Raw genomic sequence first — 21,825 nt, forward strand, 5'->3', positions numbered from 1 at the left:
CAGTCATCACCCTCCAGGGTAGCGACTCGCGGCCTCAACCTCCCGCGACACCCTGGTGGACTCGCCCGATGTGTCGTGAACGACTCAGTTGCCGAACTTCGGCAGCGACGTACTCAGAATCGTGTTGGCGGTCATCGTGCCGTTCTCCACCGGCGTTCCGTCCACGACGATGTTGTCTCCCGGTTGCAGATCGGCGATGGTGGCGCGGTTGAGCGCGATGAGCGTGGTGTCCGCGGTGGTCAGAATCGTCACCTGCGAACCCCCGATCGAATCGATGACCAACGTGCCGCCGTCGTTCGACTTCACGGTGCCGACGGCTCCCCCGGCGTCACCGATGACTTCGCCGAGCCCGCCTGGAAGCTGGCTGAGCGGAGAATCCGTCGTCGGAGTCGGCGCCGTGGTGCTGGCCTTCGGCGGTGTCGTGGTGGGCGCCTGCGTCGTGGTGGTCGGGGGAACGAAAGCGGTCTGGGTGCCCTTGTCGTTCGAGCCGAACGCCGAGAACGCGATGATCGCGATCACGGCGACCAGGATCCCGACCACACCGGCGGCCACCCACGTCGCGAGCTTGCGCTTCTTACCGCCGCCCGACGATCCATCGTCGATGAACGGCTGTTCCGGCGGAACTCCACCGCCACCACCGGCAACCGGATACTGCTGTGTATTTCCGTACTGCTGCGTGTTCCCGTACTGATCCGGGTTCCCGTACTGCTGAGCGGTGTACGGCGGATAGGCCTGCGTCGCACCAGGCGGCGGCGCCTGCGGATCGAACTGCGGGTTGTAGGCAGGGAACGCCTGAGTGGGATTCGGCTGCTGCCCCTGCTGCCCCAAGTACTCCGTGTTCTGATCCGGTCCGCCGTAGGGATACTGCTGTGCCCCCGGATACTGCTGTGCCCCCGGCGGCTGACCGAAATACTCCGTCGGCTGGTTCGGATTCTGGCCGGACACCGTCCCGTACTGCTCCGTCGGCTGGTCGGGCGTACGCCCCCACACCTCGGTGGCCTCGGGATCCTCACGGCGCGGCCCACCCGAGTTACGCGGATCGTTCTCATCGGTCATGCCTGGCTCACCTTCGGTTGGGACGAAAGAGCGTCGAAGTCGTTCGGAGAGGCGCGGGTGCACTCGTCCCCGGTTCGAGCATCCAGCCATCCAGGGTAGAACAAAATGCGAATGCCCCGCCGATCCAAGTGGATCGACGGGGCATTCCGCCTACCGAATCAGGAGAGAACCAACTGATCCGCGTCCTCGCTGACACCGACGTGCACGGTGTCGCCGTCCTGGACCTTGCCGGCCAGGAGCAGCTTGGCGAGCTGGTCGCCGATCGACTGCTGAACGAGTCGACGCAATGGCCGAGCGCCGTACAGCGGGTCGTAGCCGCGCACTGCGAGCCACATCCGAGCCGCACCGTTCACCTCGAGGGTGAGACGACGCGCAGCCAGACGCTTCTGCAACTGCTCGAGCTGGATGTCCACGATGTGCTCCAACTGCTCCTCGGAGAGCGAGTCGAAGATGACCACGTCGTCGAGACGGTTGATGAACTCCGGCTTGAACGCGTGGCGTACCGCATCCATGACCTGCTCCCGCGTACCACCGGATCCCAGGTTGGAGGTCAGGATCAAGATGGTGTTGCGGAAGTCCACCGTGCGGCCTTGACCGTCGGTCAGTCGGCCTTCGTCGAGCACTGCAAGCAGGACGTCGAACACGTCGGGGTGTGCCTTCTCGACCTCGTCGAAGAGGACCACGGAGTACGGGCGTCGTCGAACTGCTTCGGTGAGCTGGCCACCGGCTTCGTAGCCGACGTATCCCGGAGGAGCACCGACGAGTCGGGCCACCGAGTGCTTCTCACCGTATTCGCTCATGTCGATGCGGATCATCGCGCGCTCGTCGTCGAAGAGGAAGTCCGCCAAGGCTTTGGCGAGCTCCGTCTTACCGACGCCGGTCGGGCCGAGGAACAGGAAGGAACCGGTGGGCCGATTGGGGTCGGCGACACCTGCTCGGGCGCGGCGAACCGCATCCGAGACGGCGACGACGGCGTCGGTCTGGCCGACGACGCGCTTGCCGAGTTCGGACTCCATGCGGAGTAGCTTCTCGGTTTCGCCTTCCATCATCCGGCCGGCGGGGATTCCGGTCCAGGCTGCGACCACGTCTGCGACGTCGTCGGGCCCGACCTCTTCCTTGAGCATCACGTCACCGTCGGAGGCAGCTCCGGAAGCGGCTGCTGCCTCTTCCAGTTCCTTCTCGAGCGCCGGGATACGGCCGTAGCGCAACTCGGCTGCCTTGCCCAGATCGCCGTCACGCTCAGCGCGTTCGGACTCTCCTCGCAGGGTTTCGAGCTGTTCCTTCAGCACGCGCACCGAGTCGATGGCCTGCTTTTCGTTCTGCCAGCGGGTGCTGAGCTGATTGAGCTTTTCGCGGTCGTCCGCGAGTTCCTGACGCAGCTTCTCGAGCCGAGCCTTGGACGCGTCGTCGGTTTCCTTCTCGAGTGCCACTTCTTCGATTTCGAGTCGGCGAACCGTGCGTTCCACCTCGTCGATCTCGACGGGACGCGAGTCGATCTCCATACGAAGTCGCGATGCGGCTTCATCCACGAGGTCGATGGCCTTGTCCGGCAGGAACCGCGACGTGATGTAGCGGTCCGACAGCGCGGCAGCCGCCACCAACGCGGAGTCGGTGATGCGCACGCCGTGGTGCACCTCGTAGCGCTCCTTGAGGCCGCGCAGGATACCGATGGTGTCCTCGACCGAGGGCTCACCGACGAGCACCTGCTGGAAACGACGCTCGAGTGCTGCGTCCTTCTCGATGTACTTGCGGTACTCCTCGAGTGTGGTCGCACCGACCAGCCGTAGCTCACCACGGGCGAGCATCGGCTTGATCATGTTGCCTGCGTCCATCGCGGATTCACCGGTGGCTCCGGCGCCGACGATGGTGTGCAACTCGTCGATGAAGGTGATGACCTGTCCGGCACTGTTCTTGATGTCGTCGAGGACAGCCTTGAGGCGTTCTTCGAATTCACCGCGGAACTTGGCACCGGCGACCATGGACCCGAGATCCAGGGACACGACGGTCTTGCCTCGCAGCGATTCCGGGACGTCACCCGCGACGATGCGTTGGGCAAGGCCCTCCACGATCGCGGTCTTGCCAACGCCGGGCTCACCGATGAGTACCGGGTTGTTCTTGGTACGACGCGAGAGCACCTGCACGACACGGCGAATCTCGGTGTCGCGACCGATCACCGGGTCGAGCTTGCCGCTACGTGCAGCTTCGGTGAGGTCGGTGGAGTACTTTTCCAGCGCTTGGTAGGTGCCTTCGGGCTCCGGGCTGGTGACGCGAGCGCTACCGCGGACGGTGGTGAAGGCTTCACGCAATGCGTCCTGGGTGGCGCCGTGCCGTACGAGCAACTGTGCGACGTCGGAGTCGCCGCCGGCCAGTCCGTAGAGGACGTGCTCGGTGGAGACGTATTCGTCGTCCATCTCGGTGGCGAGGTGCTGAGCAGCAGTGAGTGCCGCGAGTGCCTCACGCCCGAGTTGCGGGGTGGAGCTTGCGCCGGTTGTCTTGGGTAGGCGATCGACGATTGCCTGTGCTTCACGGTGTACGACCGTGGGGTCGACGCCTACAGCTTTGAGTAGTGGGGCAGCGATGCCGTCGGTCTGGTCGAGCAATGCGACCAGCAGATGGGCAGGCCGGATATCGGGGTTACCCGCCGACGACGCCGACTGCAGTGCAGCCGTCATCGCAGCCTGGGTCTTGGTTGTTGGTGTGAACGAGTCCACTTGTCACCTTTCTGGCGAAGTCGAACGGGAAGAGCCGCGACCGGTTGGTATTGCGACTGTGTCAATATGCTCAACGCGGACAAACTTGAGTCTATTCCGCTCAAGTTTGTTTTCGCCAGGCCGAGTTGGTTTCGTAGGTCACATTTTCAGCCGTACTAGAATTGTGGCGAGAGTTGCAGCTGGTGCGAAAGGGGGATGGATTGGATCCGACAGTGATCGCCCGTCTGCAATCCAGCCTCGATTCTCTGACCGACGACGAAGAGAGCCGTGCGCACTTCTCGGCAGTGTTCTACACCGGCCTCTTTGCGGAACATCCTCTGTACCGCTCATTGTTCCCGGCCGGGATGGAATCGCAGGGCCACCGTTTCTTCAGAGCCATCGAGTTCGTCGTGAAGAATCTGCCCCAGCATCGCCGAATCCGGAAGTTCCTCACCCAACTCGGCCGCGACCACCGTCGCTACGGCGTCGAGCGTGAGCACTACGAGGCCGCCGGCGTCGCTCTGAAGCGTGCGGTTCGGTCGATGTACGGCACGAGCGCGCACAGCCGCTACAAGTGGACGCCGGATCTGGACGAGGCCTGGTCTCAGTTCACCGACCTCGTCGTCGGCACGATGGCCGACGGCGCCGAATCCGATACGACCCCGGCGCTCTGGGGCGCAACCGTGGTCAGTCACGAACGAGTCCTCGACGATCTGGCGATTGTTCGCCTCGAAGCCGACCCACCCATTCCGTACGGGGCGGGGCAATACGTAGGTGTTCAGATTCCCCAGCGCCCGAAAATGTGGCGGTACTACTCACCGGCGATTCCGACCAACCCTTTCGGTCAGCTCGAGTTCCACATCCGCAAGGTGTCGGGAGGATGGGTCAGCCCCGCGATCGTCAGCGAAACCAACGTCGGTGACCGCTGGGTCATGTCCACTCCCCTCGGCGGTCTCGAGGTCGACTTCACCAGCGACCGTGACGTTCTCATGATCGGGTCCGGCACCGGTATCGCTCCACTGCGGGCACAGGTGATGGAAATGTCTCAACGCGCGCACAACCCGCGCGTGCACCTGTTCGTCGGCGGCCGCTATCCGTGCGATCTCTACGACCTCGAAACCCTCTGGCACATCTCGCTCAGCAACCCGTGGTTGACCGTCGTACCGGTTTCCGAAGAACCCGAAAACCCTTGGTGGCACAACGGACCGGTGCTCGAACCACCGTTCGGAATGCACAGCCGGCTGATCGGACCGATCGGAAAAGTGGTCGCGCAGTTCGGCTCGTGGGCCGACCGCCAGGTGCAGATCTCGGGGTCACCGTCGATGATCAAGACAACCGTCTACGCCTTGCGTGCCGGCGGAACTCCGCTCGACCAGATCCGGCACGACCCGCTCTACTGACTACAGGAGTACTTTCATGGCCCAGCGAACCTGGTCGAGCACAGTCGTCGAACATCACCGTCTCCGTGAGGATCTGGCGGTTGTTCGTCTTGTCGGCGACGTCGTCCCGTTCCGACCCGGCCAGTACGTCGACGTCAGCGTCCCGCAGAATTCGCGGTTGCTCCGTCGACTCCCCCCCGCACTGCCTCCCTCACACGACGGGAAGTTGGAGTTTCACGTCAAGACGGTTCCCGGTGGTTGGGTCAGCGGTTCGATAGTCAAGGACACCCAGCCTGGTGACGTCTGGCAGATCCTCGACCCGCGCGGCAACCTGTCCGTCGACGAGAACGGCCCCACCGTCATCATGGTCGCGGGCGGAACCGGTTTGGCCCCACTCCGGTCGATCATTCTCGATCTGGCTCAGACCCCGAACCCGCCGCAGGTGTACCTCTTCTTCGGTGGCCGAACGCTTCGTGATCTCTATGCTGCGGACATGCTGTGGCTGCTCGCCGACCAGTTTCCGTGGTTGCAGCCCATTCCTGTCGTCGAAGATCTCTCCGACGGCGGCCCGCCCGACGGATGGTTCGACCGGTTGAACGTCGACATCGGATTCGGCGACGATCATCTCATCGAAGGCACGCTCGCCGACGTCGTCGCGTCGTACGGTGCATTCACCGAACATCAGGTCCTGGTGTGCGGATCGGCGGCCATGGTTCGGTCGACGCGTGATCGATTGATCGAGGCCGGAACGCCGGCCGAGGTCATTCAGTTCGATCCGTACTGACGGTCAGTACGTCGGGTCGTTGCGAACGGTATCGACGTCGATGCCCACTGCGCGAAGCCTGAATTTGGTGCTGTTGACCATGGATTCGCTGCCGACGACCTGAATGTCGTAGCCCGCCCAGTCCCCGAACGAGGTCACGACCTTACCGACCTTGCCGACGATGCGCCGCTTCATGCCGATCGGCGGCAGTGGCTCCGCTTCGGTGTGCCACCACGGATTCTCGTCTTCTTCGGAGACCGGGATGATCGTGAGCCACGGGTACTTCTCGGCCAGCTTCCACAGATGCGGAAGGTCGTAGAGATCGCACGGATGCTGTCCGGAGTAGAACAGTTGGACCTTGCGAGTGTTGCCGCGTCGGATCAGTTCGAGGATCTGAGCGCGAAGAGGCGCGACACCTGTTCCCGACGCGATCATCAAAAGGTCCTTGGAGTTCTCCGGAATCCCCAAGGCGCCGATGGGCGAACCGACCACCCAGGTGTCACCGACAGCGGTCTGGTTCACCATGACCGGGCTGACCCACCCGCCGGTGACCTGGCGGATGTGGAACTCGAGGATTCCGGTCCCGTCGTACGGCGTGGCCGGAGAGAGGTAGCGCCACATCCGTGGCCTCGCGGCGACCTGCACGCTGACGTATTGACCGGCGCGGTACTCCATCGTCTGGTCGAGTTGCAGCCGCACGACGGCGACGCCCTTGATGACCGGGCGGCATTCGATGACCGTGGCACTCCACGCGGGCGGACCGTCTTCCGCGTTGGCGGCATCCATCATCGCCGCCGAGATGATCGCGAGCGCGTTACGCCACGCGCTGTCGACCTCGTCGGTCCACATTTCGGCGCCACCGAAGGTCTCGAGTGCTTCGATCAAGGCATTGCCGACTGCCGTGTAGTGCTCGTCGGTGACGCCGTACTTACGGTGATCGCGGCCGAGCTGTGCGAGGTACTCGAGTATCGCGTCGGACTCGTCGAGGCGTTCGACGACGTGAGCGATAGCGCTGACAAGCCGGTCACGCTGCACATCCATCGCTGCCGGAAAGAACTCCCGGGTTTCGGGCGATCGAGCGAACAGGATCGAATAGAAGGTACGGGCGAGCCGTTCCGGACCATCTTCTACCGCAGCGACGGATTTGAAGCTCGACCGGACCAGAGAGATTGCTTGCGAATCCACGCTCATCCTCGTCCCGACTAGACGCGGCAAGACCCGCCGCGGAATTTCGTCTGCAGCTTATGTCACAAATGTCTGACTCGTAAATCATTCTGGACAAGTGTCACAATGCGACCCCATTTCGCGGTGTGACCGTCCCTTTCTTATTCTTGCGTGCAAGATAAACAAGAGCTTCGACACTCTCGATCGCCGAGCTAACGTTCAGCGAAATCTCAACCAGCCAAACAGGAGTCGTGCCGTGGATTTTGTTCGACAGGACGAATTGCCCACCGATAGCGGGCTTACGTCCCAGATCGCCTCCACTACCCCGACGCTGACCGAGCTTCAACGTCGGGAACTCGAGTGCGTCGAATTTTTCGACTCTCCGGAACTGGGCCACCTCCCGACGTCTCGGCGGCGTGAGGCCTTGCGTGAACTCCATCGGACCGGCACCTACACGCACACAGCGGAGGAATTGCTCGTCGGCGCCAAACTCGCGTGGCGAAACCACGCCAGGTGCGTCGGTCGCGCGCATTGGCGGACCCTCAAACTCATCGACGCGCGCGATGCCGTCACGGCTTCCGCTCTCGCCGAAGCATGCTGGGAGCACCTGCGACTGTCGACCAACGGCGGCGCTCTGCAGTCGGTCGTGACGGTCGGACCACTCCCCCGCGAGGACGGTCAGGAGTACCGAATCCTCAGCCCGCAACTGATCCGCTACGCCGGCTACCGGCAGCCTGACGGCACCATTCTGGGCGACCCGTGGCACGTCGATCTGACTGCTCAGGTCACCGCGATGGGGTGGAAGGGCGCCGGTACGCCGTTCGACGTTCTCCCCGTACTGATTTCGGTTCCCGACGAACCCCTGCAGTACTTCGACGTCCCGACCGACCTGATTCTCGAGGTCGAGATCGAGCATCCCGAATACAGCTGGTTCGCTGATCTGGGGCTTAAATGGCATGCCGTCCCTGCGGTCTCGGACATGAACCTCGACATCGGCGGAATCGTTTATCCCTGCACGCCGTTCAGTGGTTGGTACGTCAGCACCGAGGTAGGCGCACGCAACTTCAGCGACACCGATCGCTACAACATGTTGCCCACCATCGGAGCGATGATGGAGCTCGACATGAGCCACGACCGCACGCTCTGGAAGGACCGCGCACTGGTCGAACTGAACCGTGCAGTTATCCACAGCTACCGCAAGGCCGGCGTCATCATGGTCGACCATCACACTGTCGCAAAGCAATTCATCGATCACATCGCGCGTGAGGACAAGGCCGGGCGCAAGTGCCCGACCGACTGGTCATGGGTGAACCCGCCCATGTCCAGCTCGCTCACGCCGACGTTCCACCGCCTGTACGACGAGCCCGATCTCGACATCCGGCCCAATTTCGTGACAAAAAAGAAGAAGGGCACCGACCAAGGCCGGTGCCCCTTCCACAACTGATCGCGCTCAGAAGGGGATCTGCCCCAATCCGACGCCGACCACGAGCATCGTGATCGAGATCAGGCCCGCTCGCCACAGAACCTTCTTGTGGTGATCCGCCAGAGAAACACCGGCGAGTGTGACCAGTAGCAGGATCGCCGGGACCAGCGGGCTCTGCATGTGCACGGCCTGCCCGGTGATCGAGGCGCGCGCCATCTCCACCGGCTCGATGCCGTACTGCGCTGCAGTCTCGGACAGCACCGGCAGCACACCGAAGTAGAACGCGTCGTTGGTCATGAAGAACGTGAGCGGGATACTCAGGACGCCCGTGATGACGGCGAGGTGCGGGCCCATCGCGTCGGGGATGACCTGCAGCAGCCACTCTGCCATCGCCTCGACCATGCCGGTTCCCTGGAAAACGCCGGTCAGCACCGCTGCTGCCAGCACCATCGCGACCACCGAGACGATGCTCGACGAATGGCGTGCGATTGCTTCACCCTGATCCTTGACCGCCGGGAAGTTCACCGCGAGGGCGATCGACGACGCGATCATGAACAGCACCGGGATGGGCAGGATGTCCATCACGAGTACGACGAGAAGGATCGTCGTCAGCGCAGCGTTGAACCAGAGCAATTTCGGCCGCAAGGTGTCCCGCTTGGGGTCGAGGCCGTCGATGAATCGTCCGGTGTCGCCGCCGTCGTCCTCGGAGTCGTTCGAGCCGCCGGTGCCGGCGCTACCGGTGCTGGAACTTCCACCGTTTCCGACCTTTTCGAGGATGCGCTCAGAAGTCAGGACCAAAGTCCCGATCCTGCGGCGCTCCATGATCCCGAGGTGAATCGCGAATCCGAGCACCATGATCAGGCCGACGATCAACGACGGCACCATCGGCACGAACACGTCGGAGGGTGAGAGTCCCAGCGCGCTCGCGGCCCGGACGGTCGGGCCGCCCCACGGAATGATGTTCATCGTCGCGTTGGACAGGCCGGCGATCACCGTCAGAACGACGGGACTGACACCGAGTTTGAGGTAGAGCGGAAGCAGCGCCGAGGTCACGATGATGAAGGTCGTCGAACCGTCTCCGTCCAGCGAGACCACCATCGCGAGCACTGCGGTTCCGACCACTCGAGCCTCATCGGATCGTCTCGCACCATCCGCAGGATGAGCTTGACCAGCGGATCGAAGAGGCCGACGTCGATCATGATTCCGAAGAAGATGATCGCGAAGAACAACAGCGCCGCGGTGGGTGCGAGCGACTTGATGCCGTCGGTGATCATGTCGCCGATTCCGAGGCCGGCCCCGGCAAGTAGTCCGAAGGCCACCGGAACCAGAGTCAGTCCCACCACCGGGGTCGCGCGTTTGGTGAGAATCAGGAACATGAACACCGCAACCATGAGGAAGCCGAGTGTGACGAGCATGATGAACTCCTTTAGTGCTGAATTGCCGAGAAAAACGGCACGGCAAATCGAGCCGGTGACCTTCGTGGAGGTGAAACGAAACTTCGGTAGTGCTCAGTTGATGCCGGGCGGATCGAGTGTTGCGTCGACGAACCGGGATTGATCGGTGAGGAATGCGGAGAACTCGGGTTCGGTGAGAACTGCACTGTTCCAACCGTTTCGGCGAGACAGCTCGTTCCAGCGCGGGCTTGCCGCCAGATCCCGCACCAAATTCTGCAAGTGCTGACGCTGATCGTCCGTCAGGCCCGGCGGCGCCATGAGACCCCGCCAATTGGTGAACGTGACGTCGACGCCAGACTCCGCCATCGTGGGCGCATCCACCGCCGGGGTACGGGCCGGCGAACTGACCGCAAGGACCCGAACCGTGCCTGCCGCAATCTGATCGAGGTACTCACCGATACCGGTGGCGGCTACGTCGACCTGCCTCGTGAGCAGTGCGGGAAGCAGTTCGCCGCCGCCGTCGTAGATGCGGTACGGGGAGCGCGACGGATCGACGCCGACCGCCCGTGCGAACAGAAGGCGGAACAACCCGTCCGGTCCACCTTCACTCGAACCACCGCCGATCGAGATCGACGACGGATCCGCCACCCAGGCCTGCGTCAGATCGGCGAGAGTTTTGTACGGTGAATCTGCTGGAACCAGTAGCGCTTCCGGTTCTTCGACGAGTCTCGCAATCGGTGTCACGTCGGCAAGTGTGTGCTCGGACGGCAGTATCTCGAGCGAACCGAGAACTCCGAGCCCCATGACCATGAGTAGGTCGGGATTCCCGCTTTCGAGAGCCAACCGGTTGAGTCCGACGATGCCACCCGATCCGGGCAGCACAACGACGTCGGCGTCGACGGTCCCTTCGTCGGCCAGTGCTTGCACCATGGTCCGGGCGGTCAGGTCGTAACCACCACCGGCCACCGAGGGCACCAGCACGCGCAGTTCTTCGGAACTCTCACCCGCTCGGCCACCGGCGAAGAAGGACTCGACCGGAGTGCATCCGGTCGAGAGCACGAGAGTCATCGCGCAGGCACCGAGCAGGGCGATATGCCTGCTCAGCCGCTTCGATGTGCTCATGGCTTCGTCCTTGTCTGCCGGTACCGATGTGTGAACAGGTTTCATACTGACGCACTTTGTGACTGGGGTCACCATTGGGAAAGCAAATTGATTTGTGCTCATTGTGCTCACGAACGGCCGCTTTCCCGGCATCGAACTGAAGGCTAGGGTCTGGCTGGTGTCCTCAGGAAACGAGCAGGCGGAGCGAGAGAGCAAGTCGTCTCTGTTTGCCCGGCTGTTTCGCCGCCGGCACACTCTGGCGACACAACTTCTCGAACTGCAACTTCTGATCGTCGTTGCAGTTCTCGTGTGCGTCACCGCCCTCTCCCTCGCGCAGTCGTCCGCGAGTTTCCAACGCGAGGAGGGACGTCGCGCACTCTCGGCAGCGGAATCGCTCGCAGCCAATCCGGCAGTACGCGAGCTACTCCCCCAGGCGCAGACCCGCCTCCGCTCCGGACTACAAGGTTCGGTCGACTCGGTACGCGCCATCTCGGGCGTCACCTACGTCTCGCTTGCCGACGCCGACGGCAGTGTCGTCATTTCGACGCGTCCCGGTGATGTCGGCATCGACGCACGTCAGACGGAGGATCGGTCGTGGACGGGTTTGGTCGACACGCCCTCCGGCAAGGCCGTGGAGGCGCACGTTCCGATTCTCGGCAGCGAAGGAGCGATTACCGGAACCGCGATCGTCGGCATCGAGTACCCCTCGATCTGGACACGGCTGCTGCAGTCTGCACCGAATCTCCTGGTATACCTCGCGGTGGCATCCCTTCTCGGCGGCGTCGGGTCGATCCTGTTGGCCCGCAGGGTAAAACGGCAAACCCTCGGCATGGAAGCCGGCGAGATCCTGGACCTGGTTCGCCAACGTGAAGCAATGCTGCGCGGTCTCAAGGAAGGCGTCATCGCATTCGACGCGCAGGGAAAGGTGGTGCTGATGAGCGACAGTGCCCACCAACTCCTCGACATCCCACGCGGCAGCGCCGGTAGATCGGTGCGGGACCTCGGTCTCGACGACCGCCTCCAGAGTGTACTGACCTCCGGCACAACCGAATCCGATCAGTTGGTTCTTGTCGGCGATCGCCTGCTCGTCCTCAACACCGTCTTGATCGAATCGAAAGGCCGCACCATCGGGTCGGTCACCACTTTCCGCGACCGCACCGAATTGCGCTCCGTGGAAGAAGAACTCGACGTGACCAAAACCAGCACCGACGCACTACGCGCCCACATCCACGAGTTCGACAATCAACTGCACACCATCTCCGGCCTCATCCAGCTCGGCGAATACGACGAGGTGGTCGGCTACGTCGAGGGTCTGACCATGGAGCGCGCGCAGGTCAGCGCGACCGTGACCGAGAAGATCGCCGACGTCGGCACCGCCGCACTCGTGATCGCCAAGATAGGTGCTGCTGCACAGGGGTTGGTCACGGTCGAGCTGGCGGCGGACACGCATCTGGAACCGGTGGACCGCAGACTCGGACGAGATCTCGTGACAGTGGTCGGAAACCTCGTCGACAATGCCATCGACGCCGTCGGTGAGATGCCGGAAGCCGCGCGCCGCAAGGTTCGGTTGTCGATTCGGGGCCGTGGCACAGCGGTCGAAGTGCGGGTCGAGGACGCCGGCCCCGGTATCGCGCCGGAGAATCGCGACAGGGTGTTCGGCCAGGGTTGGAGCACCAAGGGACAATCGAGCGACGGACACGGTTTCGGTTTGGCGCTGGTGCGCCTGACGTGTCGTCGGCGGGGCGGCGACGTCACCGTGAGCACTCGTTCGGCAGAGGACATCGAGTGGACTGTCTTCAGCGCGGTCCTACACGACGGAGAGGGCGCATGATCCGGGTACTGGTGGTCGACGACGACTTCATGGTGGCGAAGGTGCACAGCGGATTCGTCTCACGGATAGACGGTTTCGAAGTGTGCGGCGTTGCCCATTCGGCCGAGACCGCGCTGGCCGCAGTCGGTGAGTTGCAACCCGACCTGGTGCTTCTCGACGTCCACCTGCCTGGCACCACCGGACTCGATCTGATCGCCCCGTTTCGCGAGCTGGCACCGGAGCTGGATGTTCTTGTCATCACTAGTGAGCGCGAGGCCGGCTCGGTCAAGAAAGCGCTGCGCAGCGGCGTCGTGCATTACCTGATGAAGCCCTTCACGTTCGAGGTTCTCCGTGAGCGTCTCGAGCGTTACCGATCGACATACGCAAACCTCGACAGCTCCGGCGAAGCAGAACAGGAGGCGGTGGACGAGGCTTTCGGCGTGGCAGGTGGCGCGACAACGGCGTCGTCCCTCAAGGGTCTACCGAAAGGACTCAGTCCTGAGACCCTTCAGCTGGTCGAGGCAGCACTACGAGACGAAACCGAACCCGCCTCGGCCACAGACATTTCCGAGAGGGTCGGCATCTCACGCGCGAGCGCGAGGCGCTACCTCGAATACCTCTACGAAACCGGGCGGTCCACCACTTCGCTGAAATACGGAGTGGTGGGCCGCCCGGAACGTCGTTACGTCTGGAAACGCTGACCCTTCGCTACACGACGCTGGTTCCTAGACCGCGCGGGCGCTGGTCTCCCAGTACCGCGCGCGCAGCGCCTTCTTGTCCAGCTTGCCCAGCGGTGTCAGCGGGAGTGATTCCACGAAGTCGATGCTCTTGGGAGCGTGAACCGAACCCTTGGCTGCCTTCACCTTGTCGACCAGTTCCTCGGTGTCGACGGTCAGTCCGGCACGAAGTACGACACAGGCCTTGACGGCTTCGCCCCACTTGTCGTCCGGCACACCGACTACCGCCACCGACGCGACGGACGGATGCGCCGAGATCACGTCTTCGATTTCGCGGGGGAACACGTTGAAACCACCGGTCACGATCATGTCCTTCTTGCGATCGACGATGGACATGAACCCGTCCTTGTCCTTGCGCGCGATGTCGCCGGTGTGCAGCCAACCACCCCGGAACGCCTCGGCGGTTTCGGCCGGCTTCTTCCAGTAGCCCTTCATGATCAGCGGGCCACGGACGCAGATCTCACCGAGTTCTCCCTGCGGCACCTCGTTGAGGTCGTCGTCGAGCAACCGGACGTCGAGCCACGGCACCGGACGCCCACACGTGGCGAGGCGGGCCGGATCGTCGGCGAGGTGTTCTTCCTTGCGCAGCACCGAAATAGTCATGCCGCACTCGGTCTGACCGTAGAACTGGAAGAAGATCTGACCGAACTTCTTGATGCCCTCCTGCAATCTGGCGGGAGACATCGCGGACGCTCCGTAAAACAGCGTCTGCAAACTCGAGACGTCCCGCTTGGGCAGATCGGGGTGGTCCATGAGCATGTAGATCATGGTGGGCACCAACATGGTTGCCGTGATCTTGTGCTTCTCGATCGCTTCGAGCACAGCACCTGGCTCGAAGGCAGGCAGGACGATCAACGCACCGCCGCGCAGCAAGGTCGGGATGAAGAACGCTGCACCTGCGTGTGAGAGTGGCGTGCAGATGAGGAAGCGGTTGTCCTCGGGCCACTGCCACTCCGACATCTGGATCTGATTGAGCGCAGCACCCGAACGGAAGGATCCGACAACACCTTTGGGCTTGCCGGTCGTTCCACCGGTGTACACCATGCTGCTGGCGTCTTCGGCGTCGACGTGCGCTGCCTTCAGCGGCGCGGGCTCGAACGTGGCAGCCAGCGCGAGGATGTCGATTCCCACCTCGGACGGCCCCATCGAGAGCACGTTGGTCAACGAGGGTGACGACGCCTTCAACTCGGCGGCGCGCTCTTCGAAGGCATTGGGATCGAAGATCAGCGTCTCGATCTCGGCGTCGTCGACGATGTACTTGTGGTCGTCGAGCGATCCCATCGGGTTCAAGGCGCTCGCCCGGCAGCCGGTGATCATGGTCGCGCCCATACTGATCAGAACCTCGGGGCGATTCTTCGACAGCATCGCGGTGCTGGTGCCCTGAGTGATTCCCAAAGACGCGAGCGCCTGGGCGAAGCAGCTGATCTGATCGCGCATCTGACCGCCGGTGAGGATCACGTCGCCGAGGTACAGCGCGGGCTTGTCGTGATTGCGTTCCAGAGCGGTGATGAGCAGGTCCGGACCGTATACCGGTCGGTGCAGGTCAGCGAACTCGTCTGTCATCTGGTCTTCCTTCTGCTCGGCGCGTGCAGTCATCGAGATGTGCTCCCGGTCACGGATACGATATCCAGAATTGCACAAAACTGGAACAGGTTCCACCTCTTCGATCGAATCCGAGAATGCTCCCGATCAGCGGGAAGCCCGTCGTCACCCGCGAGAGCGGTGGTTAGCGTCGATGTACCCACCGAGACGACAGCGTCTCGGTCGCGTCCAACGGAGAGTGTCATGACTACCAACCTCGGTACCGCCCACTTCACGGCAACTGCTCCGCGTACTGCCACCACGCTCCTCTCCGATTTCGACTCGTTGTACGGCACCGTGCGCTCGGCACCCGACGGGGCCGTCGTCGAGCAGGACGTCGTGTTCTTCGGACGCCCCGATCCCGGCGCACTGCTCACCGGATCCGTGAGGGCGCTGAGTTCGACACTCGAGCGGATCACCGAATACCACGACCAGACCGGGCATCTGGTGGCCGAGGTCTTCGTCCGGGAAGCCCCGACAGCGGGCACCGGAACCGATTCCGTTGCCGCCCTTGCTGATTTCGCTGCTCGTCGTTACGGCTCGGCGTCACTACGACGCTTCCGCGGACGTTGCACCGCGACTTCCACGGGAACAGATCTGCACTGCTCCGTGACAGTGCTCGCGACGTACGAGAAGGACCACGAGAGCGTGGCCGACGTAGCTCTGGTCGCCACCGATCCCGCTGGGGTCGTCACTGCCCGGGCCTGGGCGACTTACGCGATCGACGATGTGGCGACACTCGCGAGCTGAATCTCTGCAGGTCACCGAGTAGGCGTTCCATCCAGCGGGAACTGCCGTATCTCCAGCGGACGCTTCGTCGTTGTATGAGACGGATCACATCACTGGAGCGTCGCAAGACGCGGCTCGGAGGAAGACATGGCACTCGGAACCGGCCCACTCACCACTACGGACACCCCGACGCAGACGGGCGCCGGCGAGGAAATTCGAGAAATCGAAGCGGCAGCGCCTCCCGCACGGTTCGCACGTGGATGGCACTGCCTCGGACTGAGCAATACCTATCGCGACGGTCAGCCCCACCAGATCGAGGCATTCGGCACCAGCCTTGTCGTCTTCGCCGACAGCAAGGGCGACATCAAGATTCTCGACGCATACTGCCGCCACATGGGTGGCAACCTCGCTCACGGAACCGTCAAGGGCGATTCGATCGCCTGCCCGTTCCACGACTGGCGTTGGGGCGGTAACGGAAAATGTACGGCGATCCCCTACGCACGACGCGTTCCGCCGCTGGCCAAGACGCGGGCATGGATCACTCTCGAGAAGAACGGTCAGCTGTTCGTCTGGCACGATCCCCAGGGAAATCCCCCGCCCGCCGAGGTCACGATCCCCGACATCGAGGGCTTCGGAAGCGATGAGTGGAGCGCCTGGAGCTGGAACACGCTCACCATCGAAGGCTCTCATTGCCGCGAAATCGTGGACAACGTCGTGGACATGGCCCACTTCTTCTACGTTCACTACTCGTTCCCCAAGTACTTCAAGAACATCTTCGAAGGTCATGTCGCGAGCCAGTACATGGAATCGGTGGGACGTGAGGACGTCATCAGCGGCACCAACTACGGCGATCCCAACGCTGTGCTCCGTTCGGATGCTTCATATTTCGGACCGTCGTACATGATCGACTGGATCAAGAGCGAAGCCAACGGGCAGATCATCGAGACCGTCCTGATCAACTGCCACTACCCGATCTCGAACAATGCGTTCGTCCTGCAGTACGGCGCGATGGTCAAGAAGCTACCCGGTATGGACGACGAGTCCACTGCCGCGATGGCCGCGCAGTTCACCGAGGGCGTCGAGATGGGATTCCTTCAGGACGTGGAGATCTGGAAGAACAAAGCTCCGATCGACAACCCCCTGCTCTCCGAGGAGGACGGCCCGGTTTACCAGTTGCGTCGCTGGTACAACCAGTTCTACACCGACGTCGAGAATGTCACGGAAGACATGACGAAGCGCTTCGAATTCGAGATCGACACCACCCGCGCAGTGGAGAGCTGGAAGCGGGAAGTCGCCGAAAACGTTGCCGCACGCGACGCCCAGGCACTCGAGACAACCTCCTGATCCGCAGTCGAAAACACTGCTGAGACAAACAGACTGGATGCAAGGAACAACATGACGTACGAAGTGCTCGAACAGATCAACGCGATGGCCGACGACATCTTCGCCGAAGGCATCGAGGCCGAGCGGATCGGCCGGGTGGCCGACGACACCGCCAAGAAGATGAAGGCAATCGGTTCCATCCGCATGCTGCAGCCCAAGGAACATGGCGGCATGGAGGCGCATCCGCGCGAATTCGCCGAAACCGTCATGCGGATGGCTTCACTGAACCCGTCGGCCGGCTGGGTCCACGGGATCGTCGGAGTTCACCCGTGGCAACTCGCGTTCGCGGATCCCAAGGTGCAGCAGGAGATCTGGGGATCCGATCCCGACACCTGGATGGCATCGCCGTACATGCCCGGCGGAATGTGTATCCCCACCGACGGCGGCTACAAGTTCTCCGGTCGCTGGCAGTTCTCCTCCGGTACCGACCATTGCGACTGGGCATTCCTCGGCGCGATGGCGTGTGACAAGGACGGCAACATGGAGATGCCGCCGCGCATGCTCCATGTGATCATTCCGCGCACCGACTACGAGATCATCGAAGACTCGTGGGATGTCATGGGACTTCGCGGCACCGGCTCCAAGGATCTCGTAGTCAAGGATGCGTATGTCCCCGATTACCGCGTCATGGACTGCGACGAGGTCATCGACGGCACGGCAGTGCGCAAGTACGGGCGCACCGAGACGCTGTACCTCATGCCGTGGTCGAACATTTTCCCCCTCGGAATCACCGCCGCCACGATCGGCATCTGCGAGGGAATGCTCTTCCACGCCAACGAGTACCAAGCCGATCGCATCAACGCGCAGGGCACGGCGATCAAGGACGACCCGTACACCTTGTTCGCCATCGGTCAGGCAACCGCCGACATCCGGGCTGCGCGCGACACCCTGCTTGCCAACGTCGACCGCATGTGGGATCGAGTGGACGCTGGCAAGGAAGTGACCTTCGAGCAGCGCGCGGAGGGACGTCAGACTCAGGTACAGGCCGCCTGGCGCGCCGTCAACGCAATCGATCAGGTCTACCCACGCTGCGGTGGCAACGCATTGCGGATGGACAAGCCGCTTCAGCGATTCTGGCGCGATGCTCATGCTGGACAGCATCACGCAATTCACGTGCCGAGCACCGTTTTCCACGCCGCATCACTGAGCCGTCTCGGCGCAGACCCGCAGGGTCCGCTGCGGGCGATGATCTGATCAGACTTCGACACAAGAAATCGACAGGAAAAAGACACGATGACACGCACTGACATCAAGGGACTTGGCTACGTCAAGATCTCGACCAACGACATGGCACGTTGGCGCACTTTCGCTTTCGACGTTCTCGGCTTCGCCAAGGGCAGTGGGCCGGACGAGAACGCGCTCTACCTACGACTCGACGAGCGTGCTGCTCGCATCGTCGTCGTCGAGGGTGAGCGCGACGAGATCGTCAACATCGGTTGGGAGGTCGCCGACCACGCCGCACTGCGCCGCGTTCAAGAAGCACTCGAAAAGAACGGCACCGAGGTCGAGCAGCTTTCGCTCGCCGAAGCAGATGCTCGACGGGTCGAAGAGGTCATCGCCTTCACCGATCCCGGCGGAGCAGCCATCGAGGTCTTCCACGGAGCGATCCTCGACCACAGCCCCGTGGTGACGCCCTTCGGCGCTCGATTCGTCACCGGCTCACAGGGTCTCGGCCACGTCGTACTCCCCGTCATGGACAGTGCTGCGAGCTTCGACTTCTACACCGAGGTGCTCGGCTTCTACCCGCGCGGCGCCTTCCGCCTGCCGGCCCCGCCTGAATTCGGGCCGCTGCGAATCCGTTTCATGGGCGTCAACGAGCGTCACCACAGCTTGGCCCTGTGCCCGGCACCGCACGGCGGCGCACCCGGCCTGATTCACATCATGGTCGAGGTAGACACCCTCGACGCCGTCGGCCAGGCACTCGACCGCGTGATGAAGGACGGATTCTCCGTGTCGTCGACCCTGGGTCGTCACACCAACGACAAGATGATCTCCTTCTACGTCCGCGCACCTGGCGGCTGGGACATCGAGTTCGGCACCGAGGGCGCGAGGGTGGATCAGGACTCGTACTCCTCCGAGGAGATCACCGCTGACAGCTACTGGGGCCACGACTGGTCCGGAAGCGAACCACTGGCAGCTATGTAGTACCCGCCGGTGGCGATCAATACCTGCCGGTGGCGATGTAATACCTGCCAGTAGTTAAACGACGAGGGGGTTTGCGCGAGCATTCGCGCAAACCCCCTCGTCATTTCCACCGCGACGCGCCCGAAAACAGACCGGTGATCCACTTCACAAATCCGTAACTCTATGACACTATTTCTAATTGAAATAGCCAGTTCACTGGTTGTGGAGCTCTAAGAGAAGTGAGGTACACGATGACACTGCAGGCTGTGGATGCTTTAGGCGCCGATTCGGCCCCGACAGCAATTCTCGATCGCGTCTCGCTGGTTCTCGACGCCTTCGACGGTCCCGGCAGGTTGACGCTCGCTCAAGTCGTTCGGAGCACGGGCCTTCCCCGCTCGTCTGCCCACCGCATGCTCGAACGTCTCGTCTCGATGCGTTGGCTGCGTCGCGACGGCCGTGACTACGAACTCGGTATGCGCCTCGTCGAACTGGGATCGCTCGCGGTTCATCAGGACCGCCTCCACGCTGCAGCCATGCCCCTTCTCCATGAGCTCTACCGAGTCACCGGATTCGTGGTTCACCTCGGCATCCTCGACGGGCCCGATGTGGTCTACATGGAGAAGATCGGCGGACGCCTCGCCGCCGCAGTGCCGACGCGTGTCGGTGGTCGACGCCGCGCCGAGACCACTGCGATCGGTCAGGCACTGCTCGCGTTCGGTTCGCCGAAGTCCTCGGGCTACGCACTGCCCCACCTCGCCAGAATCCGCGAGTCCGGGGTGGCCTTCGAATCCGGAAACGGCCTACCGGGATTCAGCTGTCTTGCGGCACCGATCGGCCCCATCGGCCGCGCCGTCGCCGCGGTATCCATCTGCGCGCCGTCGAAGGCCCTCCGCCTCGACCACGTCAGCGCAGCGCCGGTCCGTATGGCGGCCGCTGCCATTTGGCGAGGCATCGACGGCGGATCGCTGAGCGTCACTCCGACTTTGCAACGTCGTCATCTGCTGCGCAACATGCCGACCGCAGCCGGGGCCTGACTCAGATACTCGAACCGTTGCCGGTGAGCCCGGCTTGCTCGAGCGCCAACACGTACTCCTCGACGTTCTTCCATTTGCCAGGCGTCGAGGGCAACGGTGATCCCAGTCGGTCGTGCTCGGCGACGTTCGCGAACTCGGCGGTCGCACGATCGATGTCGTCGAGCAGTTCGCGAGCAAGTTCGATCTCGGCTCGGAAGTACCGTTCCGACCATCGCAACGTCATGACCGGGAACGACCAGGCCGGCTCGTTCTCGGCATGATCTGCGTGGAGTTTCGCGCGTCGAATCTGCTCTTCGACATTGGCGATGTGGGCTTCCACCAGCGCCTTCAGTCGCTCGGGCTCGTTGAGGTGTCCCATCCACAGACGCAACATCACACCGTGCTTGAGCACCGGAACTTCCACCGGTGCCTCCCGTGACCACGTCCGGACGGCGTCGGTTCCTGACTGAGTAATGGAGTAAAGGCGCTTGCCTCGCACCCCTGGTTCGGAGACGACCCGGGACTCCACGAACCCGATGCTTTCGAGCTTCTTCAGTTCTGCGTACACCTGGCTGATGGACGGGCTCCAATAGAAGAAGCCGACACTCCAGTCAGCCCACTTCTTCAAATCGTTTCCGGTCAGCTCCTCCCCGAACGTCAGCATCCCGAGCACTGCCCAGCTGGTAGCGGGAAGTCCTCGGGACACGTCATCAGGTTCGGACATGCCCGAAGTCTAACAATCACTGGTCATTTGCTGGTTTCGTAGAATCCGAACGGACCGCTGAGCGGGATCAAATTTGCTCGAAACCCCTCCACCTGCCACTCGGTCGGTCCTGACCCGTGCCGAGAAGCCATTGCTGCCATTGAGTGGGACTGCCGCTGGATTACGGCCGCGGCGCCACACATCGTTGCTTCTGAAGCTGTTTGCAGAGTTTTGAACAAAAGATTTGAACAAGGAGACGACATGACCGTGGAAAACGCCGAGCCGCCAGTTCTGGACGGACGCACACTTCGCAACGTGATGAGCAATTTCTGCACCGGCGTCACCGTCATCACCGCTCACGACGGAAATTCACCCCTCGGTTTCACCTGCCAGTCCCTGGTCTCGGTATCGCTTGATCCCCCGTTGCTCTCGTTCTGCCCGGCGAAGACGTCGACAAGTTGGCCGAAGCTTCGCGAAACGGGAACTCTCTGCATCAATGTTCTCGCCCACGATCAGCAGGACATGTGTTCGGCGTTCGCTCGCGGCGGGACGGACAAGTTCCTCGGCGTCGAGTGGGATGCCGCCGGCAACGGTGCTCCGGCGCTGAGCGGCGCGCTCGCCCGCATCGAAGCAACGGTCGAGCAGGAGCACGACGCCGGTGATCACACCATCGTCGTCGCACGCATCACCGATCTGAACGTGCTGCGCCACGACGGTCCGCTTCTGTTCTACCGCGGCGGGTTCGGACGCTTCGACGCCTGAGTGCTCAGGCTGT

Annotated in this window: 17 protein-coding genes and 1 pseudogene; 11 read left to right on the forward strand and 7 right to left on the reverse strand. The window is 62.7% G+C overall.

Translation table 11 applies throughout. The features are described from left to right. Positions 1 to 84 precede the first annotated feature (84 nt). Together ABIE52_RS14740 and clpB are read right to left on the reverse strand one after the other, a co-directional pair. Positions 85 to 1,056 carry a hypothetical protein gene (locus ABIE52_RS14740; RefSeq protein WP_192712068.1) on the reverse strand — a complete coding sequence of 324 codons (972 nt, stop codon included), beginning with the start codon at positions 1,054 to 1,056 and terminating at the stop codon, positions 85 to 87. A 158-nt stretch (positions 1,057 to 1,214) separates the two neighbouring features. After that, positions 1,215 to 3,767, reverse strand: a complete 2,553-nt coding sequence (gene clpB / locus ABIE52_RS14745; RefSeq protein WP_007726750.1) for an ATP-dependent chaperone ClpB — start codon at positions 3,765 to 3,767, stop codon at positions 1,215 to 1,217. A gap of 182 nt (positions 3,768 to 3,949) precedes the next feature. Here clpB and ABIE52_RS14750 point away from each other — a divergent pair, with 182 nt between their 5' ends. After that, positions 3,950 to 5,146 carry an FAD-binding oxidoreductase gene (locus ABIE52_RS14750; protein WP_042453449.1) on the forward strand — a complete coding sequence of 399 codons (1,197 nt, stop codon included), beginning with the start codon at positions 3,950 to 3,952 and terminating at the stop codon, positions 5,144 to 5,146. 16 nt (positions 5,147 to 5,162) lie between these two features. Beyond that, on the forward strand, positions 5,163 to 5,909 hold the full coding sequence (locus ABIE52_RS14755) for an FAD-binding oxidoreductase (protein WP_192712067.1): 747 nt from the start codon (positions 5,163 to 5,165) through the stop codon (positions 5,907 to 5,909). Between the two features lie 3 nt (positions 5,910 to 5,912). Here ABIE52_RS14755 and ABIE52_RS14760 read toward each other — a convergent pair whose 3' ends face one another. Then, complete coding sequence (locus ABIE52_RS14760; RefSeq protein ID WP_003944359.1) at positions 5,913 to 7,073, reverse strand: globin domain-containing protein; 1,161 nt, start codon at positions 7,071 to 7,073, stop codon at positions 5,913 to 5,915. Between the two features lie 235 nt (positions 7,074 to 7,308). Between ABIE52_RS14760 and ABIE52_RS14765 the strand changes: the two genes are divergently transcribed. Next, complete coding sequence (locus tag ABIE52_RS14765; protein WP_082845667.1) at positions 7,309 to 8,496, forward strand: nitric oxide synthase oxygenase; 1,188 nt, start codon at positions 7,309 to 7,311, stop codon at positions 8,494 to 8,496. Between the two features lie 6 nt (positions 8,497 to 8,502). On the opposite strand, the pseudogene ABIE52_RS14770 reads toward ABIE52_RS14765, so the two are convergent. Both ABIE52_RS14770 and ABIE52_RS14775 read right to left on the reverse strand, forming a co-directional pair. After that, a pseudogene (locus ABIE52_RS14770) lies at positions 8,503 to 9,890 on the reverse strand (CitMHS family transporter). Between the two features lie 93 nt (positions 9,891 to 9,983). Continuing rightward, a complete protein-coding gene (locus tag ABIE52_RS14775) occupies positions 9,984 to 11,036 on the reverse strand; it encodes a Bug family tripartite tricarboxylate transporter substrate binding protein (RefSeq protein WP_058038573.1) in 1,053 nt (350 codons plus the stop codon). 112 nt (positions 11,037 to 11,148) lie between these two features. Between ABIE52_RS14775 and ABIE52_RS14780 the strand changes: the two genes are divergently transcribed. Both ABIE52_RS14780 and ABIE52_RS14785 read left to right on the forward strand, forming a co-directional pair. Beyond that, positions 11,149 to 12,801: a sensor histidine kinase gene (locus ABIE52_RS14780; protein WP_233272364.1), complete on the forward strand. Its 1,653-nt coding sequence runs from the start codon at positions 11,149 to 11,151 to the stop codon at positions 12,799 to 12,801. Continuing rightward, on the forward strand, positions 12,798 to 13,481 hold the full coding sequence (locus ABIE52_RS14785) for a response regulator (RefSeq protein ID WP_003944308.1): 684 nt from the start codon (positions 12,798 to 12,800) through the stop codon (positions 13,479 to 13,481). The genes ABIE52_RS14780 and ABIE52_RS14785 overlap by 4 nt, the downstream gene beginning before the upstream one ends. 24 nt (positions 13,482 to 13,505) lie before the next feature. On the opposite strand, the gene ABIE52_RS14790 is transcribed toward ABIE52_RS14785, so the two are convergent. After that, complete coding sequence (locus ABIE52_RS14790) at positions 13,506 to 15,080, reverse strand: AMP-binding protein (RefSeq protein WP_039972740.1); 1,575 nt, start codon at positions 15,078 to 15,080, stop codon at positions 13,506 to 13,508. Between the two features lie 222 nt (positions 15,081 to 15,302). On the opposite strand from ABIE52_RS14790, the gene ABIE52_RS14795 reads away from it, so the two are divergent. From ABIE52_RS14795 to ABIE52_RS14815, 5 genes are all read left to right on the forward strand, one after another. Beyond that, complete coding sequence (locus ABIE52_RS14795; protein ID WP_003944299.1) at positions 15,303 to 15,848, forward strand: hypothetical protein; 546 nt, start codon at positions 15,303 to 15,305, stop codon at positions 15,846 to 15,848. A 126-nt stretch (positions 15,849 to 15,974) separates the two neighbouring features. Next, the gene (locus ABIE52_RS14800; RefSeq protein WP_058038551.1) at positions 15,975 to 17,171 is read left to right on the forward strand and encodes a 3-ketosteroid-9-alpha-monooxygenase, oxygenase component; all 1,197 of its coding nucleotides are present in this window, start codon (positions 15,975 to 15,977) and stop codon (positions 17,169 to 17,171) included. A 51-nt stretch (positions 17,172 to 17,222) separates the two neighbouring features. Then, the gene (locus tag ABIE52_RS14805; protein ID WP_003944352.1) at positions 17,223 to 18,404 is read left to right on the forward strand and encodes an acyl-CoA dehydrogenase family protein; all 1,182 of its coding nucleotides are present in this window, start codon (positions 17,223 to 17,225) and stop codon (positions 18,402 to 18,404) included. Between the two features lie 39 nt (positions 18,405 to 18,443). Then, entirely contained in the window at positions 18,444 to 19,355 is a 912-nt protein-coding gene (gene bphC / locus ABIE52_RS14810; RefSeq protein ID WP_007726736.1) for a biphenyl-2,3-diol 1,2-dioxygenase, read from the forward strand. 230 nt (positions 19,356 to 19,585) lie between these two features. After that, entirely contained in the window at positions 19,586 to 20,368 is a 783-nt protein-coding gene (locus ABIE52_RS14815) for an IclR family transcriptional regulator (RefSeq protein ID WP_007726735.1), read from the forward strand. Between the two features lies 1 nt (position 20,369). On the opposite strand, the gene ABIE52_RS14820 is transcribed toward ABIE52_RS14815, so the two are convergent. Next, complete coding sequence (locus ABIE52_RS14820) at positions 20,370 to 21,071, reverse strand: PadR family transcriptional regulator (protein WP_003944324.1); 702 nt, start codon at positions 21,069 to 21,071, stop codon at positions 20,370 to 20,372. Positions 21,072 to 21,311: 240 nt separating this feature from the next. On the opposite strand from ABIE52_RS14820, the gene ABIE52_RS14825 reads away from it, so the two are divergent. Continuing rightward, entirely contained in the window at positions 21,312 to 21,812 is a 501-nt protein-coding gene (locus tag ABIE52_RS14825) for a flavin reductase family protein (protein WP_007726733.1), read from the forward strand. Positions 21,813 to 21,825 lie beyond the last annotated feature (13 nt).

Source organism: Rhodococcus sp. OAS809, from assembly GCF_040546695.1.
Taxonomy (GTDB): Bacteria; Actinomycetota; Actinomycetes; order Mycobacteriales; family Mycobacteriaceae; genus Rhodococcus_F; species Rhodococcus_F qingshengii.

Excerpts from the sequence above, each read along its gene's own strand:
- ABIE52_RS14740 (WP_192712068.1), bottom strand. The coding sequence starts at position 1,056 with ATGACCGATGAGAACGATCCGCGTAACTCGGGTGGGCCGCGCCGTGAG.
- ABIE52_RS14755 (WP_192712067.1), top strand. The coding sequence starts at position 5,163 with ATGGCCCAGCGAACCTGGTCGAGCACAGTCGTCGAACATCACCGTCTC.
- ABIE52_RS14775 (WP_058038573.1), bottom strand. The coding sequence starts at position 11,036 with ATGAAACCTGTTCACACATCGGTACCGGCAGACAAGGACGAAGCCATG.
- ABIE52_RS14785 (WP_003944308.1), top strand. The coding sequence starts at position 12,798 with ATGATCCGGGTACTGGTGGTCGACGACGACTTCATGGTGGCGAAGGTG.
- ABIE52_RS14790 (WP_039972740.1), bottom strand. The coding sequence starts at position 15,080 with ATGACAGACGAGTTCGCTGACCTGCACCGACCGGTATACGGTCCGGAC.
- ABIE52_RS14795 (WP_003944299.1), top strand. The coding sequence starts at position 15,303 with ATGACTACCAACCTCGGTACCGCCCACTTCACGGCAACTGCTCCGCGT.
- ABIE52_RS14800 (WP_058038551.1), top strand. The coding sequence starts at position 15,975 with ATGGCACTCGGAACCGGCCCACTCACCACTACGGACACCCCGACGCAG.
- ABIE52_RS14805 (WP_003944352.1), top strand. The coding sequence starts at position 17,223 with ATGACGTACGAAGTGCTCGAACAGATCAACGCGATGGCCGACGACATC.
- bphC (WP_007726736.1), top strand. The coding sequence starts at position 18,444 with ATGACACGCACTGACATCAAGGGACTTGGCTACGTCAAGATCTCGACC.
- ABIE52_RS14815 (WP_007726735.1), top strand. The coding sequence starts at position 19,586 with ATGACACTGCAGGCTGTGGATGCTTTAGGCGCCGATTCGGCCCCGACA.
- ABIE52_RS14820 (WP_003944324.1), bottom strand. The coding sequence starts at position 21,071 with ATGTCCGAACCTGATGACGTGTCCCGAGGACTTCCCGCTACCAGCTGG.
- ABIE52_RS14825 (WP_007726733.1), top strand. The coding sequence starts at position 21,312 with ATGACCGTGGAAAACGCCGAGCCGCCAGTTCTGGACGGACGCACACTT.